At 71.3% G+C, this 25,133-nt stretch carries 29 protein-coding genes and 1 pseudogene; 24 read left to right on the top strand and 6 right to left on the bottom strand.

Annotated elements, in window-relative coordinates; genetic code table 11:
- Positions 1–60 precede the first annotated feature (60 nt).
- The 3 genes from ACIRQP_RS01300 to ACIRQP_RS01290 are packed head-to-tail and all read left to right on the top strand — an operon-like array spanning position 61 to position 2,681.
- Positions 61–1,032 (top strand): ABC transporter ATP-binding protein, encoded by a 972-nt coding sequence (locus ACIRQP_RS01300; RefSeq protein WP_403882106.1) that lies wholly within the window; start codon positions 61–63, stop codon positions 1,030–1,032.
- A gap of 55 nt (positions 1,033–1,087) precedes the next feature.
- Positions 1,088–1,924 (top strand): ABC transporter permease, encoded by an 837-nt coding sequence (locus ACIRQP_RS01295; RefSeq protein ID WP_403881532.1) that lies wholly within the window; start codon positions 1,088–1,090, stop codon positions 1,922–1,924.
- A gap of 34 nt (positions 1,925–1,958) precedes the next feature.
- Positions 1,959–2,681 (top strand): DUF2567 domain-containing protein, encoded by a 723-nt coding sequence (locus ACIRQP_RS01290; RefSeq protein WP_403881529.1) that lies wholly within the window; start codon positions 1,959–1,961, stop codon positions 2,679–2,681.
- Between the two features lie 11 nt (positions 2,682–2,692).
- Here the strand turns inward: ACIRQP_RS01290 and ybaK are convergent, their stop codons facing one another.
- The 4 genes from ybaK to ACIRQP_RS01270 all read right to left on the bottom strand — a co-directional run bounded on the left by ybaK (position 2,693) and on the right by ACIRQP_RS01270 (position 6,745).
- Complete coding sequence (gene ybaK, locus ACIRQP_RS01285) at positions 2,693–3,193, bottom strand: Cys-tRNA(Pro) deacylase (RefSeq protein WP_403881526.1); 501 nt, start codon at positions 3,191–3,193, stop codon at positions 2,693–2,695.
- Positions 3,194–3,224: 31 nt separating this feature from the next.
- The gene (locus ACIRQP_RS01280; protein WP_403881523.1) at positions 3,225–3,962 is read right to left on the bottom strand and encodes an LON peptidase substrate-binding domain-containing protein; all 738 of its coding nucleotides are present in this window, start codon (positions 3,960–3,962) and stop codon (positions 3,225–3,227) included.
- Between the two features lie 5 nt (positions 3,963–3,967).
- Positions 3,968–4,996 (bottom strand): hypothetical protein, encoded by a 1,029-nt coding sequence (locus ACIRQP_RS01275; protein WP_403881521.1) that lies wholly within the window; start codon positions 4,994–4,996, stop codon positions 3,968–3,970.
- Positions 4,997–5,143: 147 nt separating this feature from the next.
- Entirely contained in the window at positions 5,144–6,745 is a 1,602-nt protein-coding gene (locus ACIRQP_RS01270; RefSeq protein WP_403881518.1) for an oxidoreductase, read from the bottom strand.
- Positions 6,746–6,952: 207 nt separating this feature from the next.
- On the opposite strand from ACIRQP_RS01270, the gene hisD reads away from it, so the two are divergent.
- The 10 genes and pseudogenes from hisD to ACIRQP_RS01220 all read left to right on the top strand — a co-directional run.
- Complete coding sequence (hisD, locus tag ACIRQP_RS01265) at positions 6,953–8,284, top strand: histidinol dehydrogenase (RefSeq protein WP_403881515.1); 1,332 nt, start codon at positions 6,953–6,955, stop codon at positions 8,282–8,284.
- Positions 8,281–9,447, top strand: a complete 1,167-nt coding sequence (locus tag ACIRQP_RS01260; protein WP_403881512.1) for a histidinol-phosphate transaminase — start codon at positions 8,281–8,283, stop codon at positions 9,445–9,447. Before hisD ends, ACIRQP_RS01260 begins: the two co-directional genes overlap by 4 nt.
- Entirely contained in the window at positions 9,444–10,037 is a 594-nt protein-coding gene (gene hisB / locus ACIRQP_RS01255; protein ID WP_403881509.1) for an imidazoleglycerol-phosphate dehydratase HisB, read from the top strand. The genes ACIRQP_RS01260 and hisB overlap by 4 nt, the downstream gene beginning before the upstream one ends.
- Positions 10,034–10,201 (top strand): hypothetical protein, encoded by a 168-nt coding sequence (locus ACIRQP_RS01250; protein ID WP_403792749.1) that lies wholly within the window; start codon positions 10,034–10,036, stop codon positions 10,199–10,201. The genes hisB and ACIRQP_RS01250 overlap by 4 nt, the downstream gene beginning before the upstream one ends.
- Complete coding sequence (gene hisH, locus ACIRQP_RS01245; RefSeq protein WP_403881506.1) at positions 10,198–10,833, top strand: imidazole glycerol phosphate synthase subunit HisH; 636 nt, start codon at positions 10,198–10,200, stop codon at positions 10,831–10,833. The genes ACIRQP_RS01250 and hisH overlap by 4 nt, the downstream gene beginning before the upstream one ends.
- 26 nt (positions 10,834–10,859) lie before the next feature.
- Entirely contained in the window at positions 10,860–11,585 is a 726-nt protein-coding gene (gene priA, locus ACIRQP_RS01240) for a bifunctional 1-(5-phosphoribosyl)-5-((5-phosphoribosylamino)methylideneamino)imidazole-4-carboxamide isomerase/phosphoribosylanthranilate isomerase PriA (protein WP_403881503.1), read from the top strand.
- On the top strand, positions 11,582–12,037 hold the full coding sequence (locus ACIRQP_RS01235; RefSeq protein ID WP_403881500.1) for a RidA family protein: 456 nt from the start codon (positions 11,582–11,584) through the stop codon (positions 12,035–12,037). Before priA ends, ACIRQP_RS01235 begins: the two co-directional genes overlap by 4 nt.
- The gene (hisF, locus tag ACIRQP_RS01230) at positions 12,034–12,789 is read left to right on the top strand and encodes an imidazole glycerol phosphate synthase subunit HisF (protein ID WP_403881497.1); all 756 of its coding nucleotides are present in this window, start codon (positions 12,034–12,036) and stop codon (positions 12,787–12,789) included. Before ACIRQP_RS01235 ends, hisF begins: the two co-directional genes overlap by 4 nt.
- 318 nt (positions 12,790–13,107) lie before the next feature.
- A complete protein-coding gene (locus tag ACIRQP_RS01225) occupies positions 13,108–14,016 on the top strand; it encodes an alpha/beta hydrolase family protein (protein ID WP_403882103.1) in 909 nt (302 codons plus the stop codon).
- Between the two features lie 14 nt (positions 14,017–14,030).
- A pseudogene (locus tag ACIRQP_RS01220) lies at positions 14,031–14,306 on the top strand (MFS transporter); the annotation flags it as partial.
- 98 nt (positions 14,307–14,404) lie between these two features.
- Here the strand turns inward: ACIRQP_RS01220 and ACIRQP_RS01215 are convergent.
- A complete protein-coding gene (locus tag ACIRQP_RS01215; protein ID WP_403881494.1) occupies positions 14,405–15,037 on the bottom strand; it encodes a TIGR03085 family metal-binding protein in 633 nt (210 codons plus the stop codon).
- Between the two features lie 83 nt (positions 15,038–15,120).
- On the opposite strand from ACIRQP_RS01215, the gene hisI reads away from it, so the two are divergent.
- The 11 genes from hisI to lgt all read left to right on the top strand — a co-directional run bounded on the left by hisI (position 15,121) and on the right by lgt (position 24,273).
- Positions 15,121–15,498 carry a phosphoribosyl-AMP cyclohydrolase gene (gene hisI / locus ACIRQP_RS01210; RefSeq protein ID WP_403881492.1) on the top strand — a complete coding sequence of 126 codons (378 nt, stop codon included), beginning with the start codon at positions 15,121–15,123 and terminating at the stop codon, positions 15,496–15,498.
- Between the two features lie 147 nt (positions 15,499–15,645).
- Positions 15,646–17,133: an anthranilate synthase component I gene (locus ACIRQP_RS01205; RefSeq protein WP_403881489.1), complete on the top strand. Its 1,488-nt coding sequence runs from the start codon at positions 15,646–15,648 to the stop codon at positions 17,131–17,133.
- 47 nt (positions 17,134–17,180) lie between these two features.
- Positions 17,181–17,879, top strand: a complete 699-nt coding sequence (locus tag ACIRQP_RS01200; protein ID WP_403881486.1) for a TIGR02234 family membrane protein — start codon at positions 17,181–17,183, stop codon at positions 17,877–17,879.
- 101 nt (positions 17,880–17,980) lie between these two features.
- Entirely contained in the window at positions 17,981–18,289 is a 309-nt protein-coding gene (locus ACIRQP_RS01195; protein WP_403881483.1) for an HGxxPAAW family protein, read from the top strand.
- A gap of 133 nt (positions 18,290–18,422) precedes the next feature.
- A complete protein-coding gene (locus ACIRQP_RS01190) occupies positions 18,423–18,887 on the top strand; it encodes a DUF2752 domain-containing protein (protein WP_403881481.1) in 465 nt (154 codons plus the stop codon).
- A 147-nt stretch (positions 18,888–19,034) separates the two neighbouring features.
- The gene (gene trpC, locus ACIRQP_RS01185; protein ID WP_403881479.1) at positions 19,035–19,844 is read left to right on the top strand and encodes an indole-3-glycerol phosphate synthase TrpC; all 810 of its coding nucleotides are present in this window, start codon (positions 19,035–19,037) and stop codon (positions 19,842–19,844) included.
- Between the two features lie 34 nt (positions 19,845–19,878).
- Positions 19,879–20,130, top strand: coding sequence for a tryptophan biosynthesis modulator TrpM (gene trpM, locus ACIRQP_RS01180; RefSeq protein WP_403882100.1), 252 nt, complete (start codon positions 19,879–19,881; stop codon positions 20,128–20,130).
- 126 nt (positions 20,131–20,256) lie between these two features.
- Positions 20,257–21,492: a tryptophan synthase subunit beta gene (gene trpB / locus ACIRQP_RS01175; protein ID WP_403881477.1), complete on the top strand. Its 1,236-nt coding sequence runs from the start codon at positions 20,257–20,259 to the stop codon at positions 21,490–21,492.
- A complete protein-coding gene (trpA, locus tag ACIRQP_RS01170; protein WP_403881475.1) occupies positions 21,489–22,301 on the top strand; it encodes a tryptophan synthase subunit alpha in 813 nt (270 codons plus the stop codon). The genes trpB and trpA overlap by 4 nt, the downstream gene beginning before the upstream one ends.
- Before the next feature lie 76 nt (positions 22,302–22,377).
- Positions 22,378–23,244: a DsbA family protein gene (locus ACIRQP_RS01165; protein WP_403881472.1), complete on the top strand. Its 867-nt coding sequence runs from the start codon at positions 22,378–22,380 to the stop codon at positions 23,242–23,244.
- Positions 23,245–23,313: 69 nt separating this feature from the next.
- The gene (gene lgt, locus ACIRQP_RS01160) at positions 23,314–24,273 is read left to right on the top strand and encodes a prolipoprotein diacylglyceryl transferase (RefSeq protein ID WP_403881469.1); all 960 of its coding nucleotides are present in this window, start codon (positions 23,314–23,316) and stop codon (positions 24,271–24,273) included.
- Positions 24,274–24,331: 58 nt separating this feature from the next.
- Here lgt and ACIRQP_RS01155 read toward each other — a convergent pair whose 3' ends face one another.
- Positions 24,332–25,129 carry an HpcH/HpaI aldolase/citrate lyase family protein gene (locus ACIRQP_RS01155; protein ID WP_403882097.1) on the bottom strand — a complete coding sequence of 266 codons (798 nt, stop codon included), beginning with the start codon at positions 25,127–25,129 and terminating at the stop codon, positions 24,332–24,334.
- Between the last annotated feature and the right edge of the window lie 4 nt (positions 25,130–25,133).

Genomic DNA, 25,133 nt, shown 5'->3' with positions numbered 1-25,133 from the left:
GCGCCCCCCGCCGGATCCACACCGTCCAGCCACAACGTAAGGTCCTTGCTCGTGAGTACGGTGTGCGTGGTGCGCGATGTGGTCAAGACGTACCCCGCCGCGCGCGGCAGACGCGGCGTCCCCGGGACGCCCGCGGTGCGGGCCACCGACGGGGTCTCCCTCGATGTGCGGCGCGGCGAGATCTTCGGTCTGCTCGGGCCCAACGGCGCGGGCAAGTCCACTCTCGTACGCCAGCTCACCGGCCTGATGCGGCCCGACTCCGGTGAGGTCGAGGTCCTCGGGCACGATCTGGTGCGGCATCCCGAGCGCGCCTCCCGGCTCATCGGTTATCTCGGCCAGGAGTCGACCGCGCTGGACGAGCTGACCGTCGCGCTCGCCGCCGAGACCACCGGCCGGCTGCGCGGGCTGCCGCTGCGGGTGGCGCGGGCGGAGCGGGACGCTGTGCTGGCCGAGTTGGGGCTGACCGAGATCGCCGGGCGGCCTCTGAAGAAGCTGTCGGGGGGACAGCGGCGGCTGGCCTGTTTCGCCGCCGCGCTGGTGGGGGAGCGGCCCGTGCTGGTTCTTGACGAGCCGACCACCGGTATGGACCCGGTCGCGCGGCGCGCGGTGTGGGCCGCAGTGGACCGGCGGCGGGCCGAGCACGGGGTGACCGTACTGCTCGTCACCCATAACGTCATCGAGGCCGAGACCGTGCTCGACCGGGTGGCCGTGCTGGAGCGGGGCAAGGTCATCGCCTGCGACACCCCGTCCGGGCTCAAGGAAGAGGTCGCCGGAGAGGTGCGGGTGGAGCTCGTGTGGCGCGAGCGCGCGCCGCTCGATGTTCCCGAGGTCGCGGCGCTGCGCGATTCGGCGCAGGAGTCGGGGCGCCGGTGGGTGCTGCGGCTCGCACCGGACGAGGCGCGCGCGGCGGTCGCCGCGGTGACCGGCGGCGCGGCCTTCGCGGCGCTGGACGATTTCACACTGGCGACGCCGAGTCTGGAAGATGTCTATCTGGCGCTCGGCGGCCGGGCGAAGGGGCTAGTCAAGGCGTGAGCAGCCGTTTCACGAGCGACGCACGTACGCCCGTACCGAACAGGAGCAGCACCAGGTGAGCATCGTGCCCGCGGAGGCCGTGTCCGGGAGAGTCGGGACCGCGGCGGACACCGTGAACGAGCCGGCGGACGGCGAGCCCGCGCCGCTCGCGCCCCGGGCCCGGCTGCTGCCCTCGCTCGCCGCCGTGTACCGCGCCCAGCTGTCCCGGGCCCGGGTCGCGCGGATCCCGTTGCTTTTCGTGGCGACGTTCCAGTCGGTCGGGATCATGATCCTGATGCGGGGCGTGGTGGAGGGGGGCGACGAGGCGCGGGCGGTGGTCGCCGGGTCGAGTGTGCTCGTCGTCGCGTTCGTGGCGCTCAATCTGCTCGCCCAGTACTTCGGTCAGCTGCGCGCGAGCGGCGGGCTCGACCACTACGCCACCCTGCCGGTGCCGCCCGCCGCGGTGGTGCTCGGCGCGGCCGGTGCCTATGCCTCGTTCACGGTCCCGGGCACCGCGGTCACGGCCGTCACCGGCAGTGTGCTCTTCCAGTTGCCGCTCACCCATCTCTGGGTGCTGGTCGCGGTGATTCCGCTGTCCGGCGCGGCGCTCGCCGGTCTGGGCGCGGCGCTCGGTCTGCTCGCGCCCCGTCAGGAGCTGGCGACGCTGCTGGGCCAGCTGGGCATGTCGGCGGCGCTGCTGCTGGGTGTGCTGCCCCCGGACCGGCTGCCGGGGGCGATCGGGTACGCGCGCGACCTGCTGCCCTCCACGTACGGGGTGGAGGCTCTCGCCCGTACGTTCGATGCCCGTCCGGACTGGCCGGCCGTCGCTCTCGACCTGGCGGTGTGCGCGGCCGTCGGTGTCTGCTCGCTGGCCGTGGCGACCTGGGCGTACCGGCGGGCGGCGGTCCGATGAGGCACCCCCTGGCCAGGACTGGCACGATGGCACAGTGACAGCACCCTTGACACCGCCCCACCGACCGCCGCACGACGATCCCTGGCAGACACCGCCGGCCGGGGGATCGCCCCATCACGGGGCGGAAGCGGAGAAGGGGCCCGATATGAGGACCGAAGTGCGTCAGGCCGTCGTGGTGATGGTGGCGGTGGCGGTCTCGGGTCTGGCGCTCGGACTGCTGTGGCTCTGGCTCTCACCGCGTATCCCGTTGATCTCGGACGAGACGGCGGTCTTCCTGAAGGACACCGAGGGCGAGGAGGCCATCGGGTCGGACGGTACGTTCCTGCTGCTGGCGCTCGCCTTCGGGGCGGTCAGCGGGCTGCTGGTGTTCGTCTTCCGCAGGCGCGGCGGTATCCCGCTGGTGGTGGGGCTGGCACTGGGCGGGCTGCTGGGCGCCGCGCTCGCCTGGCGGGTCGGCGTCTGGTTCGGCCCCATGTCGGACGTGGTGGCGCATGCCAGGGCGGTCGGCAAGGGCGTCACGTTCGACGCGCCGCTGGAACTGAACGCGAAGGGCGCGCTGCTGGCGTGGCCGATCGCGGCGATGGTGGTCCACCTGGCCCTGACGGCCCTGTTCGGCCCGCGCGATCCGGAGCCGCGCTGGGACGGCTGGGGCCCGGCGGCGTACGGCCCGGCGCCGGACGACGCCGCGCCGGACGATGCCGCGCCGGACGATGCCGCGCCGGACGATGCCGCGCCGGACGGACAGCACAGGCACTGAGAGCCGGTCGTTCAGCTCCGGCCGATAGGCGCCATGACGGCCGAGGTGAGCGCCGCCAGATCGGCCGGGGACAGCTCGACCTCCAGGCCCCGGCGGCCCGCCGAGACACAGATCGTCGGGTGGGCCCCCGCCGAGGCGTCCACTACGGTGCGTAGTCGCTTGCGCTGCCCCAGGGGTGAGATTCCACCGCGTACATAACCTGTCGTACGTTCCGCGGCCGCCGGGTCCGCCATCGCGGCGCGTTTGCCGCCGACGGCCGCCGCGAGGGCCTTCAGATCGAGCGAACCGGAGACCGGCACGACGGCCACGGTCAGTTCGCCGTCGACGTCCGCGACCAGGGTCTTGAAGACCCGGTCGGGAGAGACACCGAGGGCCTCGGCCGCCTCCTCGCCGTACGAGGGCGACGCCGGGTCGTGCTCGTACGCGTGCAGGGTGTATGGCGTGCCCGCGGCCGTCAGGGCGACCGTCGCCGGGGTGCCTCCGGACTGCTGCTTCTTGGACTTCTTCGCCAAGGCGGTTCTTCCCTGGGTGAGTTGAGGTGTGTCAGTTGGGGCTGGGCGGCGTGTGCGTCAGCGTCACGGCGGGCAGCGAGGGGAGATGGCGGATCACGGCGGTCTCGGCCCGCAGGAGCTTCAGCTCCTCGCGCAGCCGGGCCGCGATGTCCGGAGCCTCGAGCAGCCGCTGCTTGGCCGGGGTGTCGAGCACCGCCGCCGCGGCGACCAGATAGGACACGACCGAAGGCTCGTCGGGCAGTTCGTCCCCGGAGAGTGAGCGCTCACGCGCCCCGGCCAGCCGCTTCTGGTAGTTCCGGAAAGCGCGCAGCACGCCCTCGGCGAGCGTGCCCGCGCCGTCGCCCGTCTGCTCGGGGAGCTCTTCGAGCTCGGCCGTCAGATACGGGCCGCTCGCGTCGACCGAGAGCAGCCGGACCCGGGTGGTGCCGGTCGCGACCACCTCGAAGCTGCCGTCGGGGCGCTCGCGGATCGTCGCCGCGTCCGCGACGCAGCCCACCGGGTGGAAGGATTTCAGGGGTTCGGGGCCGAAGCCGGCGGCGGGCCCGCGGTCGGTCAGGGCGGTTCCGTCCGGCATTCCCGGCGCTGTCGGCGCGACTTCGTGTCCGTCGCGGATGGCGACCACGGCGAAGCGGCGCGGCTCGGAGTCATCGGTCTTGAGCAACTCGCGCATCATCGCGCGGTAGCGCTCCTCGAAGACGTTCAGAGGCAGGACGAGGCCCGGGAACAGCACCGCGTTCAGCGGGAAGAGAGGGAGGCGTGCGGTGGTCACAACGGTCAAGCGTAGTGGCCGCGGGGCCCTCTCCGTTCTGTCCTGCTCCGCAAAGGCATCGCCGAGGCCACTTGGAGCCGTACGGCGTGCCGTGATTCGAGGAACTGGCCCAGCGGATCGTCGGTGAACGAGGTCCACGGGAAGGAGGTCGCGTACGAGCCGATCAGCCGGAACTGCTCCAGCGCCTCCTGCCAACGTCCCCGCTCCACCAGCACATACGCCAGCAGATTGCGCACCTCGGCCGGCCACGGGTCGCCCGGCTCGTACTCGGCGGACACCGCGATCGCGAGATCGGCCGCCGCGTCGATCCGGTCCAGTTGCACGGAGGTGGGCTCGCCGCTCAGCAGCAGCGTGAAGGCGGCGCGCACGGGCAGCGCGCGTACCTGGGAGCCGGGCAGGGCGTCGTGCGCCGCCTGTTCGGCGAAGTCGAAGCACTCGTGGTGCGAGCCGTACCACTCGGCCGAGAGGTACTGGAGGGCCGCGACATGGCAGCCGTAGTGGTGCGAGGAGCGGCGCACGGCCTGCTCCCACAGCGACTCGAACGCGGTGTGGGTGGCGTGCGTACCGCGTGCGTGGTCGAGCGCGACCCGCCAGGGCACCGGATCGCGTGGATCGCCGTCGGCCGCCGCGTCGATCATCGGGCCCGTCTCCCGCAGCCGCTCGGCGCGGGCCGGCGACTCCCAGGCCCTGCGGATGGCCAGCTCGGCCCGGACGAGCAGCGCGTCGGGGTCTCGGGGCGCGGCGCGCAGCCAGGCGGTGAGCCAGCCGTCCCGGCCGTACGCGAACGCGGCCAGCCGCATAACATAACGGTCGCGGTTCTCCCATTCGGCGGCCTCGCGCGTCGTCGCGAGCAGCTTCGCCGCGGGCTCGTACTCGCCGAGAGCGGCGGCGACGAGCGCCGGAGCGAGCCGCTCGTCGGGAGCGTCGAGCAGCACCGCGTCGTCCGGCGGCAGCCCGGCGGCGAGCTGCGGGGTGTGCCGGACCATACGCGCGGTGCTGATCAGGGCGCGGAGCAATGACATGGTGCGGACCATTGAAAACCGCAGGTCGCGGACGCGCCAGAGGGCAGCTGTGAAGCTTTCGTATCGGGCGAAAAGGTTGTAGCGCCCAAAGTCAAGGCAAGGTAAAGAAACCCGGGATGTCGACACATCCCGGGTGTCCCGGATGCCTTCGAACGGGCCCTAGCCGCGCCGCAGGAGTCGCGACGCACCCGCCGCCACCGTCGTCGCCAGGATCCAGCCCAGCATGATCAGCATGGCCGCCGCCCACTGCCAGCCGCCCTTCAGCAGCCAGTAGCCGTCCTGGCCGAGGTTGATCACCGGGATCAGCAGGTCCAGCGTGTACAGCGCCGGGTTCCACGCCGGATGTCCGTCGCCCTTGATCGCCTCCGGCGCGTGGCGGGCGAAGGCGACCGTGCTCGCTCCCCACAGCACCGCCATCCACAGCGCCGCCCGGCCCGGCCGGTAGCCGTAGGCCACCGTCCAGTCCTGGAGGTAGCCCCAGAGCTTCGCCGCGAGCGGCAGCGTCTCCCGGCGCCTGCGCTGTTTGGCGAGGAGGACCTCCCGCGCGTCCGCGTCCTCGCCGGTGTTGCGCAGGACCTGGGCCAGTCGTTCGTACGGCTCGGGGGAGTACTCGGGAGTTGCCGCCGCCACCCATTCCAGCCGTCTGATCAGCGGGAAGTGGCCGAACGGGACGAGGTTCTCGTAGACGAAACCGCCCATGGCGAGCCCGCCGGGGCCCGGCCAGCTGGTCGACATGTCGACCAGCGTGATGATCTTCGCGCCGTTCAGGACGACCCTGCCCTCCTCCAGCCGCTCGCACTTGAACCGCAGCTCGGGGGTGCTGATCCGGCGCAGCGACAGCTCCTCCATGGGGGCGAGATGGAACCGCGCCTGGTCCATGTCGACCGCGTCGCCGAAGCGGCCGTCGTCGAGCCGGACCCCGCCCCGGCACTCGAAGCGCTGCAGCCGCGTGCCCAGGAGCGGCGTGGCGACGCTGCCGACGCCGTGCGGGGGCGTCATCCCGGGGTCGCCGGTCTCCGTGCTCACCCACGCGCCCGTCATGTACAGCGACCGCTCCACGGTCAGCTGCGGGGCGTTGAGCGCCCGCCGCTCCTCCGCGGCGCGCAGCCGGCTGCCGCGCAGGCTCAGCGACACCCCGATCTTGGCACCGCGGAGACTGACCTCGCCATATGTCTCGATCTGATCGGCCTGGAGGTCCTGGGCGACGGACATTCCGTCCGCGGTGATCGCCCGGCCCAGTCGGTCGGGACGTACATCGATCTGGCTGATCAGCAGATCCGTACCGATGTGCGCGTCGGTCAGCCTGATGCCCCGCTCGACCCGGCAGCGCGGCAGATGGAGATCTCCCTCGGTGTGCAGCCGGGCGGCCTCCAGTCGGGGGATGGCGCAGCCCACCATCCGCAGGGTGGTGAAACGCGACTCGGGCAGCACCACCTCGTTCTCGAAACGGCAGTGGTTCAGCTCGACGTACGGGGCGATGGTGCCGCCCGCGAGATTGAGCGTGCCGGTGATCTGCACCCCGCGGAGCTTGAGCGCGGCGACCCGGCCCGGCAGCGCGGCGGGGCCGTTGAGCAGCAGCAACGCGATGACCCTGGCGCGGACGCTGCGGTCCGTGCCCCAGGGACGCGGCGCGAAGGGGTCGTTCAGTAAGGCGTCCGACGTGCTCAGATCGTACGTGCTGCCGTTGCGGAACGACTGCCACATGCCGAGTTCCGCCGCGCTGAGCCAGTCGGGAGATTCGTCGTTCTGCGGCTCGGTCACTGCCGCGCCTCCGCTTCCCCTGTGCGTACGGATGGTCCGTACAACTGATGACGGATGGTCCGTGCGACTGATGAAAGGTGGTCGTACATGCGTTGTTCCCGCTGAGTGACGTGCTGAACGCTAATGGTGACCCGGAGTGAACATGGCGTGTATCAGCCAGTGATACGCGCGACCGGCGGCCTGATCCGGTCTGCGAGAATTGACCCCGTGATCTCACGAATCGATCTGCGCGGCGACACCCTCCCCGAGGGTGGAGACCTGCGTGACCTGCTGCCCCGAGCCGAGTTCGACGTGGAAGCCGCCCTGGAGAAGGTGCGCCCGCTCTGCGAGGACGTGCGCCATAGGGGGACGGCGGCGCTGATCGATGCCGCGGAGAAGTTCGACGGAGTGACACTGGAGCGGGTCCGGGTGCCCGCGAAGGCCCTTATCGACGCCCTGGAAGCGCTTGATCCGGCCGTACGGGCCGCGCTGGAGGAGTCGATCCGGCGCGCCCGGCTGGTCCACCGCGCGCAGCGGCGCTCCTCGCACACCACTCAGGTCGTGCCCGGCGGCACGGTCACCGAGAAGTGGGTGCCGGTCGGGCGGGTGGGGCTCTACGCGCCCGGCGGCCGGTCCGTCTACCCGTCGTCGGTGATCATGAACGTGGTGCCGGCCCAGGAGGCGGGCGTCGAGTCGATCGCCCTGGCCTCTCCCGCGCAGCGGGAGTTCGGCGGTCTGCCGCACCCGACGATCCTGGCCGCGTGTGCGCTGCTCGGGGTCGACGAGGTATACGCGGCCGGTGGCGCCTCGGCCGTCGCGATGTTCGCGTACGGCACCCCGGGACCCGACGGCTGCGCACCCGCCAACATGGTCACGGGCCCCGGCAATATCTGGGTCGCCGCCGCCAAGCGCTACTTCACCGGCCGGATCGGCATCGACGCCGAGGCGGGCCCGACCGAGATCGCGGTCCTCGCGGACGAGACCGCCGACCCGGTCCATGTCGCGGCCGACCTGATCAGCCAGGCCGAGCACGACCCGCTGGCCGCCTCCGTCCTGGTCACCGACTCCGCCGAACTGGCCGACGCGGTCGAGAAGGAGCTGGAGCCGCAGGTCGCGGCGACCAAGCACATCGAGGACCGGGTGGTCCCCGCGCTCTCCGGCCGGCAGTCCGCGATCGTGCTGGTCGAGTCCGTCGAGGATGGCCTGCGGGTCGTCGACGCGTACGGCGCCGAGCACCTGGAGATCCAGACCGCCGACGCCGCCGCGGTGGCCGCGCGGGTGCGCAACGCGGGCGCGATCTTCGTCGGCCCGTACGCCCCGGTATCGCTCGGCGACTACTGCGCGGGCTCCAACCACGTACTGCCGACCGGCGGTTGCGCCTGCCACTCCTCGGGACTCTCCGTCCAGTCCTTCCTGCGCGGTATCCACATCGTGGACTACAACGAGGAGGCACTCGCCGAGGTCGCCCATCACGTGGTGACGCTCGCCGAGGCCGAGGACCTGCCCGCGCACGGCGCGGCCGTGAAGGCGAGGTTCGCGTGGAAGGTGCCCGGAAAGTGACGTTCGGTAGTCGTGAGTTCGACGAGCTGCGCGTACGGGACGAGCTGCCCGTACGGGACGAGCTGCGCGGCAAGTCCCCCTACGGCGCGCCCCAGCTGGATGTCCCCGTACAGCTGAACACCAACGAGAACCCGTACCCGCTGCCCGAGCCGCTGGTCGAGCGGATCACCGAGCGCGTCCGCGAGGCCGCCCGGAGCCTCAACCGCTACCCCGACCGGGACGCGGTCGAGCTGCGCACCGAGCTGGCCCGGTATCTGACCCGGACCGGAAAGCACCCGCTGACCGCGGCGAACGTCTGGGCCGCCAATGGCTCCAACGAGGTCATCCAGCAGCTGCTGCAGACCTTCGGCGGCCCCGGCCGTACGGCCATCGGCTTCGAGCCCTCGTACTCGATGCACGGACTGATCGCCCGCGGCACCGGCACCGGCTGGCTCTCCGGTCCGCGCAAGGAGGACTTCACCATCGATGTGGAGGCGGCGCGGAAGGCCGTCGCCGAGCACCGCCCCGAGGTCGTCTTCATCACCTCGCCCAACAACCCCACGGGCACGGCGGTCGACGCCGGGACCGTCGTCGCGCTCTACGAGGCCGCCCAGGCCGCCAGGCCCTCCCTGGTCGTGGTCGACGAGGCGTACGTCGAATTCAGCCACCGGGACTCCCTGCTGCCCCTCATCGAGGGCCGGCCGCACCTCGTCGTGTCGCGCACCATGTCCAAGGCGTTCGGGGCGGCCGGGCTGCGTCTGGGCTATCTCGCCGCGCACCCCGCCGTGGTCGACGCCGTCCAGCTGGTGCGCCTGCCGTACCACCTCTCCGCGATCACGCAGGCCACCGCGCTCGCCGCGCTGGAGCACACCGATACGCTGCTCGGGTACGTCGAGACGCTCAAGGCCGAGCGGGACCGGCTGGTAGGGGAATTGCGGGCGATCGGTTACGAGGTCACCGAGTCGGACGCGAACTTCGTCCAGTTCGGCCGCTTCGAGGACTCCCACGTGGCCTGGCAGCGGATCCTCGACCAGGGTGTCCTCATCCGTGACAACGGCGTACCGGGCTGGCTGCGGGTCACCGCGGGCACCCCGTCCGAGAACGACGCGTTCCTCAACGCGGTACGTGACCTGAAGCGTCACCTGGGGGACGCCCCCAAACCCCCGAAGGAGCAGCGCGCATGAGCCGCATCGGCCGCGTGGAACGCAGTACGAAGGAGACCTCCGTCGTCGTCGAGATCGATCTCGACGGCAGCGGCAAGGTCGACGTGTCGACCGGAGTCGGCTTCTACGACCACATGCTCGACCAGCTCGGCAGGCATGGCCTGTTCGACCTCACGGTGAAGACCGAGGGCGATCTGCACATCGACTCGCACCACACCATCGAGGACACCGCGCTGGCCCTCGGCGCCGCCTTCAAGCAGGCCCTCGGCGACAAGGTCGGGATCTACCGCTTCGGCGACTGCACCGTCCCGCTGGACGAGTCGCTGGCCCAGGTGACGGTGGACCTGTCGGGGCGGCCGTATCTCGTACACACCGAGCCCGAGAACATGGCGCCGATGATCGGCGAGTACGACACGACCATGACCCGGCACATCCTGGAGTCGTTCGTCGCCCAGGCGCAGATCGCGCTGCACGTACACGTGCCGTACGGGCGCAACGCGCACCACATCGTGGAGTGCCAGTTCAAGGCCCTCGCCCGCGCCCTGCGATACGCCTCCGAGCGCGATCCGCGCGCTGTGGGGATTCTTCCTTCGACCAAGGGTGCCCTGTGACCGGTCTGTCGACCATTCTGATCGTCGTGGGGCTCTTCCTCGCCGGCGGTGTGTACTCGTTCCACAAGCAGAAACTGCCCAAGAGCGTGATCGTGCTGCTGGGCATCTGCTCCGCGCTGTGCCTGGTCGCCGGAGTCCTGCGCATCCAAGGGATCTGGGAATGAGCAAGAGCGTCGTTGTCTTCGACTACGGATTCGGCAACGTCCGTTCCGCGGAGCGCGCCCTCGCCAGGGCCGGTGCCGACGTCGAGATCACCCGCGACTTCGACCGTGCCATGAACGCCGACGGGCTGCTCGTCCCGGGCGTCGGGGCCTTCTCCGCGTGCATGAAGGGGCTCACCGCCGCCCGCGGCGAGTGGATCATCGGCCGCAGGCTCGCCGGTGGCCGGCCCGTCATGGGGATCTGTGTCGGGATGCAGATCCTCTTCGAGCGCGGTATCGAGCACGGCGTGGAGACCGAGGGCCTCGACGAGTGGCCCGGTACCGTCGCGCCGCTCAAGGCCCCGGTCGTCCCGCACATGGGGTGGAACACCGTGGAGGCACCGGAGGACAGTCAGCTGTTCGCCGGGCTCGACCCGGAGGCCCGCTTCTACTTCGTCCACTCCTACGCCGTGCACGAGTGGGGCCTTGAGGTCACCAACCCCAAGATCCGCGCCCCCAAGGTCACCTGGGCCACCCACGGCGAGCCGTTCGTCGCCGCCGTGGAGAACGGCGCCCTGTGGGCCACCCAGTTCCACCCCGAGAAGTCCGGCGACGCCGGCGCCCAGCTGCTGACCAACTGGATCGGAACCCTCTGATGTCATCTGTGCCCCCGGTGCCCTCCGTGCCGAAGCTTGAACTCCTGCCCGCCGTCGACGTCCGCGACGGCCAGGCCGTCCGGCTGGTCCACGGCGAGTCCGGTTCGGAGACGTCGTACGGTTCCCCGCTCGAAGCGGCCCTCGCCTGGCAGCGCTCGGGCGCCGAGTGGCTGCATCTGGTCGACCTCGACGCGGCGTTCGGCACCGGTGACAACCGCGCGCTGATCGCCGAGGTCACCGAAGCCATGGACATCAAGGTCGAACTGTCCGGCGGAATCCGCGACGACGCCTCGCTCGCCGCCGCCCTCGCCACCGGCTGCACCCGCGTCAACCTCGGTACGGCCGCGCTGGAGAGCCCCGAGTGGGTCGCCAAGATCATCGCCGAGCACGGCGACCGGATCGCGGTCGGCCTCGACGTACGCGGTACGACGCTGCGCGGGCGCGGCTGGACCCGTGACGGCGGCGATCTCTACGAGACGCTGGCCCGGCTGGACTCCGAGGGTTGCGCGCGGTACGTCGTGACCGACATCGCCAAGGACGGCACGCTCCAGGGCCCCAACCTGGAGCTGCTCACGAACGTCTGCGCCGTCACCGACAAGCCGGTCGTCGCGTCCGGCGGGGTCTCCTCGCTGGACGATCTGCGCGCGATCGCCACGCTGGTGCCCGAGGGCGTCGAGGGCGCGATCGTCGGCAAGGCGCTGTACGCCAAGGCGTTCACCCTGGAAGAGGCGCTGGCGGCGGTGTCCGGATGAGCGACGACGTACGCGACGCCGCACCCGCCGGAGAGGTGCGGAAGGTCTCGTCCGGCGGGCCGTGGGAGGAGTCCATCGGCTACTCCCGCGCGGTGGAACTCCCCAACGGCCTTGTCCTGGTGGCCGGGTGCACGGCGATGGCCGACGGCAGGATCGCGGCCGGTGGCCCGTACGAGCAGGCCAGGGCCGCCTTCGGGGTGGCCGTCAAGGCGCTGGAGGAGCTGGGGCTCGGCGCGGAACATGTGGTGCGCACACGTATGTACATCACCCATGTACGGGACACCGACGACGTGGGGCGCGCCCACAAGGAGCTGTTCGACGCCGTACGCCCGGTCGCATCGATGATCGTCGTGTCCGGCTTCATCGACCCGAGTCTGGTCGTCGAGGTCGAGGTCGAGGCGTACCGGCCCGAGACACAGCGGCCCGAGACGCACCCGGGAGGTGCCGGATGACTCTCGCCGTACGGGTCATTCCCTGCCTGGACGTGGACAACGGCCGGGTGGTGAAGGGCGTCAACTTCCAGAACCTGCGGGACGCGGGCGACCCGGTCGAGATGGCCAAGCTGTACGACGCCGAAGGCGCCGACGAGCTGACATTCCTCGACATCACCGCTTCCTCCGGCGACCGCGAGACGACGTACGACGTGGTGCGCCGCACCGCCGAGCAGGTCTTCATCCCGCTCACGGTCGGCGGCGGCGTACGCACCCCCGAGGACGTCGACAGGCTGCTGCGGGCGGGCGCGGACAAGGTCGGCGTCAACACCGCGGCCATCGCACGCCCCGACCTCATACGGGAGATCGCCGAACGCTTCGGGCGGCAGGTGCTGGTGCTGTCGGTCGACGCGCGGCGCACGCCGTCCGGGACCTTCGAGGTGACGACGCACGGCGGACGCCAGGGCACCGGCATCGACGCCGTCGAATGGGCGCACCGCGCGGCCGAGTTGGGCGCGGGGGAGATCCTGCTCAACTCGATGGACGCGGACGGTACGAAGGACGGCTACGACACGGAGATGATCGCGGCCGTACGCGAGCACGTCACCGTGCCCGTCATCGCGTCGGGGGGCGCGGGCAGGCTCGCGGACTTCGCGCCGGCCATCGAGGCGGGCGCCGACGCCGTGCTGGCCGCCTCCGTCTTCCACTTCGGTGATCTGCGGATCTCGGAGGTCAAGGGCGCGCTGCGCGAGGCGGGTCATCCGGTGCGCTGATCCGGGGTGGTTGACCCAGGTTGACTGCGATTGACCCCGGTGCGGATTCGGTAGGTTTGCCTCCGTTCGTGAAGATCTGTCAGGTCCGGTGAGAACCGGCGAGAACTGGTGAAGACCGGTGAACTCGCCGGTGCTCGTACGCCGGTTGCGCCGCGACAGTGGAATCGCCAGTCATCATCGCGGTTCCACTCCGGTGCGCCGACGGCATCCGACGATTCGCGGCAGCTTCCGGTGTGGCTCCGTCACGACCGAGAGGCACCCGCCGTGCACCCGTACTCCCCACCGCGTCCCGTCACCTCCCGCGCCACCTCCGGCTCCATCTCCCGCCCCACCTTCCACTCCCCGCGTTTACGAGCGGGCGCGCTCGCGAGCGCGGTTCTGGTCGCCGCGCTGATCCCCGGCGCGTCCGGCGCCCACGCGACCGGCCTCGCCGAGGCCGCGGACAATCCGTACGAGCGCGGACCGGCCCCGACCGTGGCGGCCATCGAGGCCGACCGCGGCCCGTACACCGTCTCGCAGACCCCGGTCGCCCCGGCCGCCGTCAGCGGATTCGGCGGCGGCACGATCTACTACCCGACATCCACCGCGGACGGCACCTTCGGCGCCGTGTCCGTCGCGCCCGGTTTCACCGGCACGCAGTCGAGCCTCGCCTGGCTCGGCCCCCGGCTCGCCTCCCAGGGCTTCGTCGTCTTCACCATCGACACCACCGGCCTCCTCGACCAACCCGCGAGCCGGGGCCGCCAACTCCTCGCCGCGCTCGATTATCTGACCGGCAGTTCGGCCGTCAGCGGCCGGATCGACGGCGCGCGGCTGGGTGTGATGGGCCACTCGATGGGCGGTGGCGGCGTGCTGGAGGCAGCCAAGAGCCGTACCTCGCTGAAGGCGGCCGTCCCGCTGACCGCCTGGAACCTGGACAAGACCTGGCCCGAAGTGCGTACCCCCACCCTGGTGGTCGGCGCCGACGGTGACACCGTCGCGCCCGTCGCCTCGCACTCCGAGCCGTTCTACACCTCGCTGCCGGGCTCGCTCGACAAGGCGTATCTGGAACTGAAGGGAGCCACCCACAACGCGCCGAACACCTCGAACACCACGATCGCGAAGTACAGCGTCTCCTGGCTGAAGCGGTTCATCGACCAGGACACCCGCTACGAGCAGTTCCTCTGCCCGCTGCCCCAGCCGGGCGTGGCCATCGTGGAGTACCGCGGGAACTGCCCGCACCACGGCTGACTCCACAGCCACTCCTGACTCCGCGGGGTTTATCGGCTCCGGAGCGACCCGCTCACCGTGACCGCAACGTCGGGCGCCGGCTCGCCGCCTGCACCGCCTCCATGATCGGCGACAGCGTCTACCGCATGGCACTGTCCTGAGCCGCGATCCGGATCGGCAGTCCGGTGCAGGCCGGTCTCGTACTCGCCCCCGGTGCCGTTCCGCGCGCCGTGCTGATGCTCGGCGGGGGAATGCTCGCCGACCGTTTCGGACCACGCCGGGCCGTCATCGGCAGCGACGCCGCGCGCTGTCGTCAGTGCGGCACCGGGGGCCTGCTCGGCCTCTGCTTCAAGGCCCTCCGCCGTGCCGAACTGCCCGCGTCCTGAGGCGCGTAGCTCCGGACAGGCCCCTAGATACCGAGGTTCGCTTCCTGGAGCCGTGCGATCGCGTCCTTGTCGCCGTCCAGTTCCACATGCGCCGCCGTCTGCCGGCCGAACGCGAAGAGCAGCAGCTCACCCGGCTCGCCGGTGACCGTCACCACCGGTGTGCCGCGGTGGGCCACGGTCGTCTGGCCGTCCGGGCGGCGCAGCACCAGGCCGACCGGGGACTTCCGCCCCATCATCCGGCCGCCTTTCTCCAGCCGTGACCAGAGCGCGTTCGCGAAGACGCTGTCCAGTTCCCGGGGCGACCAGTCCGGCTGCGCCCGCCGTACGTCCTCGGCGTGGACGTAGAACTCGACGGTGTTCGCGACCTCGTCGATCTGCTTGACGCCGAACGGGGACATCCGGGGCGGGCCGGTACGGATCAGCTGGATCAGTTCCTCGTACGGCTTGGCGAGATACTCCGCCTGCACCCGTTCGAGCCGGTTCCTGAGCACGGCCAGTACCGTCCCGCCCGCCGCGTCGGGGCGGCGCTCGCGGACCACGACATGGGCCGCGAGATCGCGGGTCAGCCAGCCTTCGCAGAGCGTCGGCGCATCGGGGCCCGCCGCCTCCAACAGGTCGGCGAAAAGAAGTCGTTCACGCTTCGCATGGGTCGACATGCCGGTAAGCCTACGGTGGCCCGGCCCCGTCCGCCCAGTGGACGTCCCGGTCGCCCGCCTCACGGGCGCGGCACAATGGCCGTATGACCAGCACGCCCCCACCCGCGGGCCCGGCCGGCGGACTCGACCCCGCCATCGCCGACCGCCTCAAGCGCAGCGCCGACGGCCTCGTCCCGGCCATCGCCCAGCAGTACGACACCGGCGAGGTGCTGATGCTCGGGTGGATGGACGACGAGGCACTGCACCGCACCCTGACCACCGGCCGCTGCACCTACTGGTCGCGCAGCCGGCGGGAGTACTGGGTCAAGGGCGACACCTCGGGCCATGTCCAGCACGTCAAGTCCGTCGCCCTGGACTGCGACGGCGACACCGTCCTGGTCCAGGTCGACCAGGTGGGCGCCGCCTGCCACACCGGCGCGCGGACCTGCTTCGACGCCGACGTACTGCCGCTCGGCCGCTGACGTCCGGGCGTAACCGTCGTCCTGCGCAGCCATCGTCGTGGGTAACCGTCGTCGTACCGTAGGGAAGTGATTCCCGGTGACCGTACGGAGTGGACGTTCCACCGTCCGCGCCCAACGCCTCCCGTCCAACGAGTAGGGTCAGCGGCCATGGACCTTGAGACCTTCCGCAAGCTGGCGGTGGACCGCCGCGTCATCCCCGTCAGCCGGCGCCTCCTCGCGGACGGCGACACTCCGGTCGGCCTGTACCGCAAGCTCGCCGCCGAGCGTCCCGGCACGTTCCTGCTGGAGTCCGCGGAGAACGGCCGCTCCTGGTCCCGCTACTCCTTCATCGGGGTACGGTCGGCCGCCACGCTCACCGAGCGCGACGGCGTCACCCACTGGCTCGGCACCCCGCCCGTCGGGGTCCCCGTCGACGGGGACCCGCTGGCGGCCCTGCGCGCGACCGTGGAGGCCCTGCACACCCCCCGCGACCTCTCCTCCGGCATGCCGCCCTTCACCGGCGGCATGGTCGGCTACCTCGGCTACGACATCGTCCGGCGGCTGGAGCGGATCGGCGAGCACGCCCGCGACGATCTGCGCATCCCCGAGCTGACGATGCTGCTCACCTCGGATCTCGCCGTACTCGACCACTGGGACGGCACCGTCCTGCTGATCGCCAACGCCATCAACCACAACGACCGCGACACCGGTGTGGACGAGGCGTACGCGGACGCCGTCGCCCGGCTCGACGCCATGGCCGCCGATCTCACCGAGCCGGTACGGTCCGCGCCCACCGCGCTGCCCGCCTCGGAGCTGCCGGAGTACACCGCGCTCTGGGGCGGCCCCGACTACCAGGCCGTGGTCGAGGACATCAAGGAGCGCATCAGGGCGGGCGAGGCGTTCCAGGTGGTCCCCTCCCAGCGCTTCGAGACCCCCGTCACCGCGAGCGCGCTGGACGTCTACCGGGTCCTCCGGGCCACCAACCCGTCGCCGTACATGTACCTCTTCCGCTTCGACGGCTTCGACGTCGTGGGCTCCAGCCCGGAGGCGCTGGTCAAGGTCGAGGACGGCCGGGCGATGGTCCACCCCATCGCGGGCACCCGGCCGCGCGGCGCCACGCCGCGGGAGGACCAGGCCCTCGCCGACGAGCTGCTCGCCGACCCCAAGGAGCGCGCCGAGCATCTGATGCTCGTGGACCTCGGCCGCAACGACCTCGGCCGGGTCTGCGAGCCCGGCACCGTCGAGGTGGTCGACTTCATGTCCGTCGAGCGCTACTCGCACGTCATGCACATCGTCTCGACGGTGACCGGACGGGTCGCCGAGGGGCGCAGCGCCTTCGACGTACTGACCGCCTGCTTCCCGGCGGGCACCCTCTCCGGGGCCCCCAAGCCGCGCGCCCTGCAGATCATCGACGAGCTGGAGCCCACCCGGCGCGGACTGTACGGCGGCTGCGTCGGCTATCTCGACTTCGCGGGGGACTCCGACACCGCCATCGCCATCCGTACCGCCCTGCTGCGCGACGGCACGGCCTATGTGCAGGCGGGAGCGGGTGTCGTCGCCGACTCGGACCCTGTCTCGGAGGACACGGAGTGCCGTAACAAGGCAGCCGCGGTGCTCCGCGCCGTCCACACGGCCAACCGGCTGAACGCCGGGTAAACCCCCGGGCGGCCGGGCGGGTGGAGCCGTAGGGGATAGTGGGGTGCGTGAGTGCCGTACCCGTACCCCAGCCCCGTACCGCAGGACCCGCGGCCACCGCCAGGAGCGGCGGTGGCGGGGCCCGCCGCGCGCTCGCCGCGGCGCTGCTGCTCGGCGCCGCCGGCGCCGCCGTCGCGCTGATCGCCTCCGGCCAGATCTGGGCCGAGGGCACGGCGGCCGTCGGCGGTGGTTCCGTGCTGCTCGACGCCGATGGCAGGGATGTCACCGGCGTTCCGGCCGCGCTCGGCATCGTCGGTCTCGCGGCGCTCGTCGCCGTCTTCGCCGTACGCGGAGCGGGGCGTTTCCTCGTCGCGGCGCTGCTCGCGCTGAGTGGCGCGGGCGCGGCCGTCTCCGCGTTCCTCGGCGCGTCGGACAGCACGGCCCTCGACGAGAAGGCCGCCAGGACCACCGGCGACAGCGCCGCCACCGTCGACGCCCTGACCCATACCGCGTGGCCGTACGTGACCGTGGTCGGTGGCGTACTGATCCTGCTCGCGGGGGCGCTGGCCCTGCTGTACGGGCTGCGCTGGCCGGGGATGTCGGGCCGCTACGAGCGGCCCGGCGCGCCCACCGGCACCGGCGGGCCCGGCGGAGGCCATGGCGGGCGCGGGCGTACGGCCGGTAAGGCGCCCACCGTGGACCCCGACCGCCCCGAGGACCTGTGGAAGGCCCTGGACCGGGGCGAGGACCCCACGCGCGAGAGCTGACTCACATCGATGGACCCCACAGGCCTTCACGGGTACCGCATGCGGGACAATATGAGTCGAGCGTCCGACTCACACAGCGCAACAGCAACGAGGAGCAACTCATGGCGGGCACCAGCCACGGACACACCCCGGCCGCCTGGACCGGCGTCACCATCTCCGTCATCGGCTTCTGCATCGCGGGAGTCTTCATGGTGGCGGCGAATCAGCCCGGGTTCTGGGCCGGTATCGGCGTGGTCCTGCTCGGTGGTGTCGTCGGCCTGGCGATGAAGGCCGCGGGCCTGGGCATGCCGAAAGAGTCGGCGGCGATGGCGCAGGCGAGGGCCGCGGCGGTGAGGCAGCAGCTCGAGAGCGCCGCCGAGACGCAGGTCCGTCCCGAGACGCAGAGCCAGACGCAGGCGCAGGCCGTCTGACGGACCGCACCGTCTGACGGACCGCGCACCGGGATTTCCGTGCACCGGGATTTCCGCGCACACTGACACGCACCGAGGCGCAGTCCGGCGAGACCGGGCTGCGTCTTTCCGTACGAGCGGGGAGAATCACCGGGTGGATGACGCCCTGCCTGTGCCCGCGCCCGACCGCTCGGTCCCTCCGGCGGCCTCCGCCGGGCAGCCGTCGATGGCGCGGCGGCTGCTGCCGCCGCTCGCCACTCTCGCGGGAGTGGCCGCCGCCTTCACCTACGTCGGGCTGGTCGACCCGAACGAAACCGGCCACTACCCGGTCTGCCCGCTGTACGGCCTGACCGGCGTCCTCTGCTTCGGCTGCGGCGGGCTGCGCAGCGCCCACGCCGTCGCGCACGGCGACTGGATCGCCGCCCTCGGCGACAACGCCCTCGCCACCGTCGGCTACCCGGTCTTCGCCGTCCTGTGGGTGGTGTGGCTCGTACGTGCGCGGAAGGCGCTCCCCGTGGCGATCACCCTGCGGCCCGCCTGGTGGTGGGCCATCGGCGGGGTGATCCTGGCCTTCAGCGTCATCAGAAACCTGCCCTTCGGCTCGTCCCTCGCGCCATGATGGTCCCGGCGGTGTCATGCTCGGTCCACCGGATGCGGGTCCTCCGGCCAGTTCCGGATAGCATCGATATGGCCGATCCTGATCCCATTGCCGATCCGGTCGGCGACCGAGCTTGAATCGAACCAGTCCCGGAAGGGGGCCGCTCGCGTGAGTGTGCTCGACGAGATCATCGAAGGCGTACGCGCCGACCTCGCAGAGCGGCAGGCGCGCGTGGGCCTTGGCGAACTCAAGGAGCGCGCGGCGAAGGCGCCCCAGGCCAAGGACGGTGTCGCCGCGCTGCGTGGCGAGGGTGTCCATGTGATCTGCGAGGTCAAGCGCTCCAGCCCGTCGAAGGGCGCGCTGGCCGCGATCGCCGACCCCGCGGCCCTCGCCGCCGACTACGAGGCGGGCGGCGCCGCCGTCATCTCCGTACTGACCGAGCAGCGGCGCTTCGGCGGCTCGCTGGCCGATCTGGAGGCCGTACGCGCCAGGGTCGACATCCCGGTCCTGCGCAAGGACTTCATCGTCACCTCGTACCAGCTGTGGGAGGCGCGCGCGTACGGCGCCGACCTGGTGCTGCTGATCGTCTCCGCGCTGGAGCAGCCGGCGCTGGTCTCGCTGATCGAGCGCGCCGAGTCGATCGGGCTCACTCCGCTCGTCGAGGTCCATGACGAGGACGAGGTCGAGCGGGCCGTGGACGCCGGGGCGAAGATCATCGGTGTCAACGCGCGCGATCTGAAGACGCTGAAGGTCGACCGGAGCACGTTCGAGCGGGTCGCTCCGGAGATTCCGGCCGGCATCGTGAAGATCGCCGAGTCGGGGGTGCGCGGGCCGCACGACCTGATCGCGTACGCGAACGCCGGGGCCGACGCGGTACTGGTCGGTGAGTCGCTGGTCACCGGGCGGGACCCGAAGTCGGCGGTGGCCGATCTGGTGGCGGCGGGCGCGCATCCCGCGCTGCGGCACGGGAGGGACTGAGCTCCCCGTGTCCGCGACCTCCGTTGCCGTGCGTATGCCGGGGCCCGTGCCGAGTGCGATGGGCGCTGCGGCCCCAGCCCGACACCAGGCGTGCTCACAACGCCAGGCGCCCGCACGCTCGGCCGCGGGCTTCGCGTGTGTCCCGCACGCACCGCTGGCGCGGGGGTGCCGCCCGCGTGGGTGCCGTGCGCCGGCGCGGCGGGTGCATGGGCGACGGGTGCGGTACGTGATCGGCGACGAGCCGGGACAGGTCAACGGGATGCGATGGCGCGGGGCCGCGCTGTAGGCGTGGCCTTCGCGGTGCGGTCTCCGCGGGTTGTATGTGTGTGCGGTGCCGCGCCGTGTGCTGGGCTGCCTCGCCTTGGCGCATTCGGTCATTCCCGTCTGCCGCTCTCCGAGGAGTCGTTCATCGATGTCCGAGTTTTTTGTTCCCGACCCTGACGGTCATGTCCCGAGCGCCGAAGGGTACTTCGGTGCCTTCGGCGGCAAGTTCATTCCCGAGGCTCTCGTCGCCGCCGTCGACGAGGTCGCCGTCGAGTACGAGAAGGCCAAGGGCGACCCCGCCTTCGCCGCCGAGCTCGAAGACCTCCTGGTCCACTACACCGGGCGCCCCAGCGCGCTGACCGACGTCCCGCGGTTCGCCGAGCATGCCGGTGGCGCTCGGGTGTTCCTCAAGCGGGAAGATCTGAACCACACCGGCTCCCACAAGATCAACAATGTGCTGGGGCAGGCATTGCTGACGAAGCGGATGGGCAAGACCCGCGTCATCGCCGAGACCGGGGCCGGGCAGCACGGGGTCGCGACCGCGACCGCCTGTGCGCTGTTCGGGCTCGAATGCACCATCTACATGGGCGAGATCGACACCGAGCGCCAGGCCCTGAACGTGGCCCGGATGCGGATGCTCGGTGCCGAGGTCGTGCCCGTGAAGTCCGGGAGCCGGACACTGAAGGACGCCATCAACGAGGCGTTCCGCGACTGGGTCGCCAATGTGGACCGTACGCACTATCTGTTCGGGACGGTCGCGGGGCCGCACCCCTTCCCCGCGATGGTGCGGGACTTCCACCGGGTCATCGGCGTCGAGGCACGGCGACAGATCCTGGAGCGGGCCGGGCGGCTCCCCGATGCCGCTGTGGCGTGTGTGGGGGGCGGGTCCAACGCGATCGGGCTCTTCCACGCGTTCATCCCCGACACGGATGTGCGGCTGGTGGGCTGTGAACCGGCCGGGCACGGGATCGGGAGCGGGGAGCACGCCGCCACCCTGACCGCCGGTGAGCCCGGCATCCTGCACGGGTCGCGGTCCTACGTCCTCCAGGACGAGGAGGGCCAGATCACCGAGCCGTACTCGATCTCGGCCGGTCTCGACTATCCCGGCATCGGCCCCGAGCACGCGTATCTCAAGGACAGCGGGCGCGGCGAGTACCGGGCGGTGACCGATGACGACGCGATGCGGGCGCTGTTGCTGCTCTCGCGCACGGAGGGCATCATTCCGGCGATCGAGAGCGCGCACGCGCTGGCCGGCGTGCTGGAGGTGGGGCGGGAGCTGGGCGAGGACGGGCTGATCATCGTCAACCTGTCCGGGCGCGGCGACAAGGACATGGACACGGCCGCCCGTTACTTCGGGCTGTACGACGGGGAGGGCACCAAGTGAGCGGGAACATCCAACTGCTGAGTGACACGCTCGCGGCGGCGAAGGCCGAGAACCGCGCCGCGCTGATCGCCTACCTTCCCGCCGGGTTCCCGACCGTGGACGGCGGGATCGAGGCGGTGAAGGCCGTCTTCGACGGTGGCGCGGACGTGGTCGAGGTGGGGCTGCCGCACAGCGACCCGGTGCTCGACGGGCCCGTCATCCAGACCGCCGACGACATCGCGCTGCGGGGCGGTGTGAAGATCGCGGATGTGATGCGTACGGTCCGCGAGGCGTACGAGGCGAGCGGTAAGCCGGTGCTCGTGATGACGTACTGGAATCCGATCGACCGGTACGGGATCGAGCGGTTCACCGCCGAGCTGGCCGAGGCGGGCGGCGCCGGGTGCATTCTGCCGGATCTGCCCGTGCAGGAGTCCGCGCTATGGCGCGAGCACGCCGAGAAGCACGGGCTGGCGACCGTGTTCGTGGTGGCTCCGAGCAGCAGGGACGAGCGGCTGGCGAAGATCACGGCGGCGGGCAGCGGCTTCGTGTACGCGGCGTCGCTGATGGGCGTCACCGGCACGCGTGCCTCGGTGGGCCTGGAGGCCAGGAATCTGGTGGGGCGTACGCGCGCCACGACCGGGCTGCCGGTCTGTGTCGGGCTCGGGGTGTCCAACGCGGAGCAGGCGGCCGAGGTCGCCGGATTCGCGGACGGTGTGATCGTCGGATCCGCGTTCGTGAAGCGGATGCTGGACGCGGAGGACGAGGTGGCGGCGCTGGCCGCGGTGCGCGCGCTCGCGGGTGAGCTGGCCGAGGGCGTTCGCAAGCGCTGACGGGTGACCACACCCGTACGGGTGGACCTGGGACCGGGGAGGTGCGTAGGCGCCTCCCCGGTTCGTTGCTGTGGGCGTGAGCGAGAAGAACCGTGAGGTAAAACGGAGCGCGAGAGAGCGGCTCCAGCAGGAACGTGTCGCGGACAGGTCGCGGGAGAAGCGCCGGCGGACCCTGGTCGTCTCCGCGGCGGTGGTGGGGGTCCTCGGCCTCGTCGCGGTGGTGGGGCTGGTCGTCGCGAATGTCGGCAAGGACAAGACCGACAGCGCGGGGGGCCCGGTCAGCGCGCCGTCGGGACTGACGGGCAAGGACGATCTGGCGATCCCCGTGGGAGCGACGGACGCGCCGTCCACGCTCACGGTATGGGAGGACTTCCGCTGCCCGGCCTGCGCCCAGTTCGAGAACGGCTTCAGGAGCACGATCCAGCAGCTGGAGAAGGCGGGGGAGCTCAAGGTCGAGTACCACCTCGCCACGATCATCGACGGCAACATGGGCGGTACGGGCTCGCTGCGCGCGGCCAACGCGGCGGCGTGCGCGCAAGACGCCGGTGAATTCGCCCCGTACCACGATGTGCTCTACCAGAACCAGCCGGCGGAGACGGACGACGCCTTCGCCAAGAACAGTCATCTGCTGGATCTGGCGGGCAAGGTCGACGGGCTGGAGTCCGCGCCCGGCTTCCGGGAGTGCGTGGACGGCGGCAAGCACGACGACTGGGTGAACAAGTCCGCGGAGGCGTTCCGGACGGGTGGTTTCTCCGGGACGCCGACCGTGCTGCTCAACGGTGAGCCGGTCTTCCCGAAGAAGGGCGCCGAGAACATCACGCCCGACAATCTGAGGAAGTGGGTCAAGGAGGCCAACAAGGGCAAGAAGGCGGGTATGACCACCCCGTCCGCGCCCTCCTCGATCCCGGTCGAACCGACGCCCGCGGGGACCCCGTCGGCCTGAGCTCGTTATGCAGAAGTTGCCGGGCGGGTTGCCGTAGGTCCCGTCCGGCACTGTAGCGTCGGTCCTGCCATGGACCTCGCTTACATTCCCAGTCCGTCGACCGGAGTGATCCACCTCGGACCGCTTCCGTTGCGCGGCTATGCCTTCGCCATTCTCGTCGGGTTGTTCATCGCCCTCTGGATCGTCAACCGGCGTTGGGTCGCCCGTGGCGGCAAGCCGGGAACGACCACGGACATCGCCGTCTGGGCCGTACCGTTCGGTCTGCTCGGCGGCCGGCTGTACCACGTCATCACCGACTACGAGCTGTACTTCGGTGAGGGGCGCAACTGGGTCGACGCCTTCAAGATCTGGGAAGGCGGCCTCGGCATCTGGGGCGCGGTGATGCTGGGCGCGGTGGGCGCGTGGATCGGCTGCCGCCGCCGGGGGATCGCGCTTCCGCCGTACGCCGACACGCTGGCCCCGGGCCTCGCCATCGCGCAGGCCGTCGGGCGCTGGGGAAACTGGTTCAACCAGGAGCTGTACGGCAGGCCGACCGATGTGCCGTGGGCGCTGAAGATCAGCGAGGGCCCCAACCGGGAGGCCGGCCTCTACCACCCGACGTTCCTGTACGAGTCCCTGTGGTGCCTCGGGGTCGCCGCACTGGTCATCTGGGCCGAGCGTCGCTTCAAGCTCGGACACGGACGGGTCTTCGCGCTCTATGTCGCGGCGTACTGCGCGGGCCGCGCCTGGATCGAGTACATGCGGGTCGACGAGGCGCACCACATCCTGGGCCTCCGGCTCAATCTGTGGACCGCGATGATCATCTTCGTCCTCGCCGTTGTCTATCTGGTGGTCTCCAGCAAGCTGCGGCCGGGCCGCGAGGAGATCGTGGAACCGGACAAGGGCGCCGACGCCTCGGGGAAGGACGCCGACGCCGAGGAATCCGCGGGGACCGACTCCGGTCAGGTCGCGGTAGCCGCCGAGGCGTCCGGAGCCGCCGAGAAGGCGGAGGATTCGGTGTCCGGCGCGGCCACGGACGGGCGCGGCTGAGAACCTGTCGGGCGGACAGCGCTGCTTTCGCGACACGCCCCAAGGGCCGCCAGGCGGGTCACCGGCGGGCGGCCAGTGAGAGGGTTCTGTGCGCCGCCGCCACGATCGCCGCGTCCACGAAACGGCCGTCGGGCAGCGCGTGGGCTCCCGCGTCGGCCGCCGCCGCCTCGATGATCTCCTCGGCCTCGACGATCTCCCGGGCCGTGGGCAGATACGCCCGCTCGATGACCGGCAGCTGGCGTGGGTGGATCGCCGCCCTGCCGACGAACCCCAGTGCCCTGCCGCGGAGGCAGGACGCCGCGAGACCGTCCAGGTCCTGTACGTCGGGGTGGACCGACTGCGCGGGCGGTGCCAGACCCGCCGCGCGGGCCGCGACCACGGTCCGGCCGCGTGACCAGTCCAGGCCCGCGTCGTCCCGTACCCCCAGATCGGCGCGGAGATCCGCCTCGCCCAGGGCGATGCCGCGGACCGCCGGGTGGGCGGCGGCGATGGCGTGGGCGTGTTCCACGGCGAGGGCCGATTCGAGCAGCGCGTAGAGCGCGACATCGGGCGCGCGCGACGCGACGCGGTGGATGTCCGAGGCGTGGTCGACCTTCGGAACGCGCAGCCCGGACAGTCCCGGGAGGCCGACCAGGACCGGCAGGTCCCGTTCGTCGGCGATCCGGACATGGACCGGGGTCTCGTGGGTGGACGAGAGGAACTCGGCGGTGGCGGCGCGCGCGTACTCCCCGCGGTCCGGCGCCACCGCGTCCTCCAGGTCGACGATCACGACATCCGCGCCGCAGGACAGCGCCTTCGCCATCACCTCCGGACGGTCCCCGGGCACATAGAGCCAGGTGAGAGGGGTCGACCAGATGAGC

Origin of the sequence: Streptomyces sp. NPDC102274 (assembly GCF_044766385.1) — a bacterium.
Taxonomy (GTDB): domain Bacteria; phylum Actinomycetota; class Actinomycetes; order Streptomycetales; family Streptomycetaceae; genus Streptomyces.
Note: the sequence above shows the minus strand (reverse complement) of the source record. Positions and strands in the feature narration are given on the sequence as shown.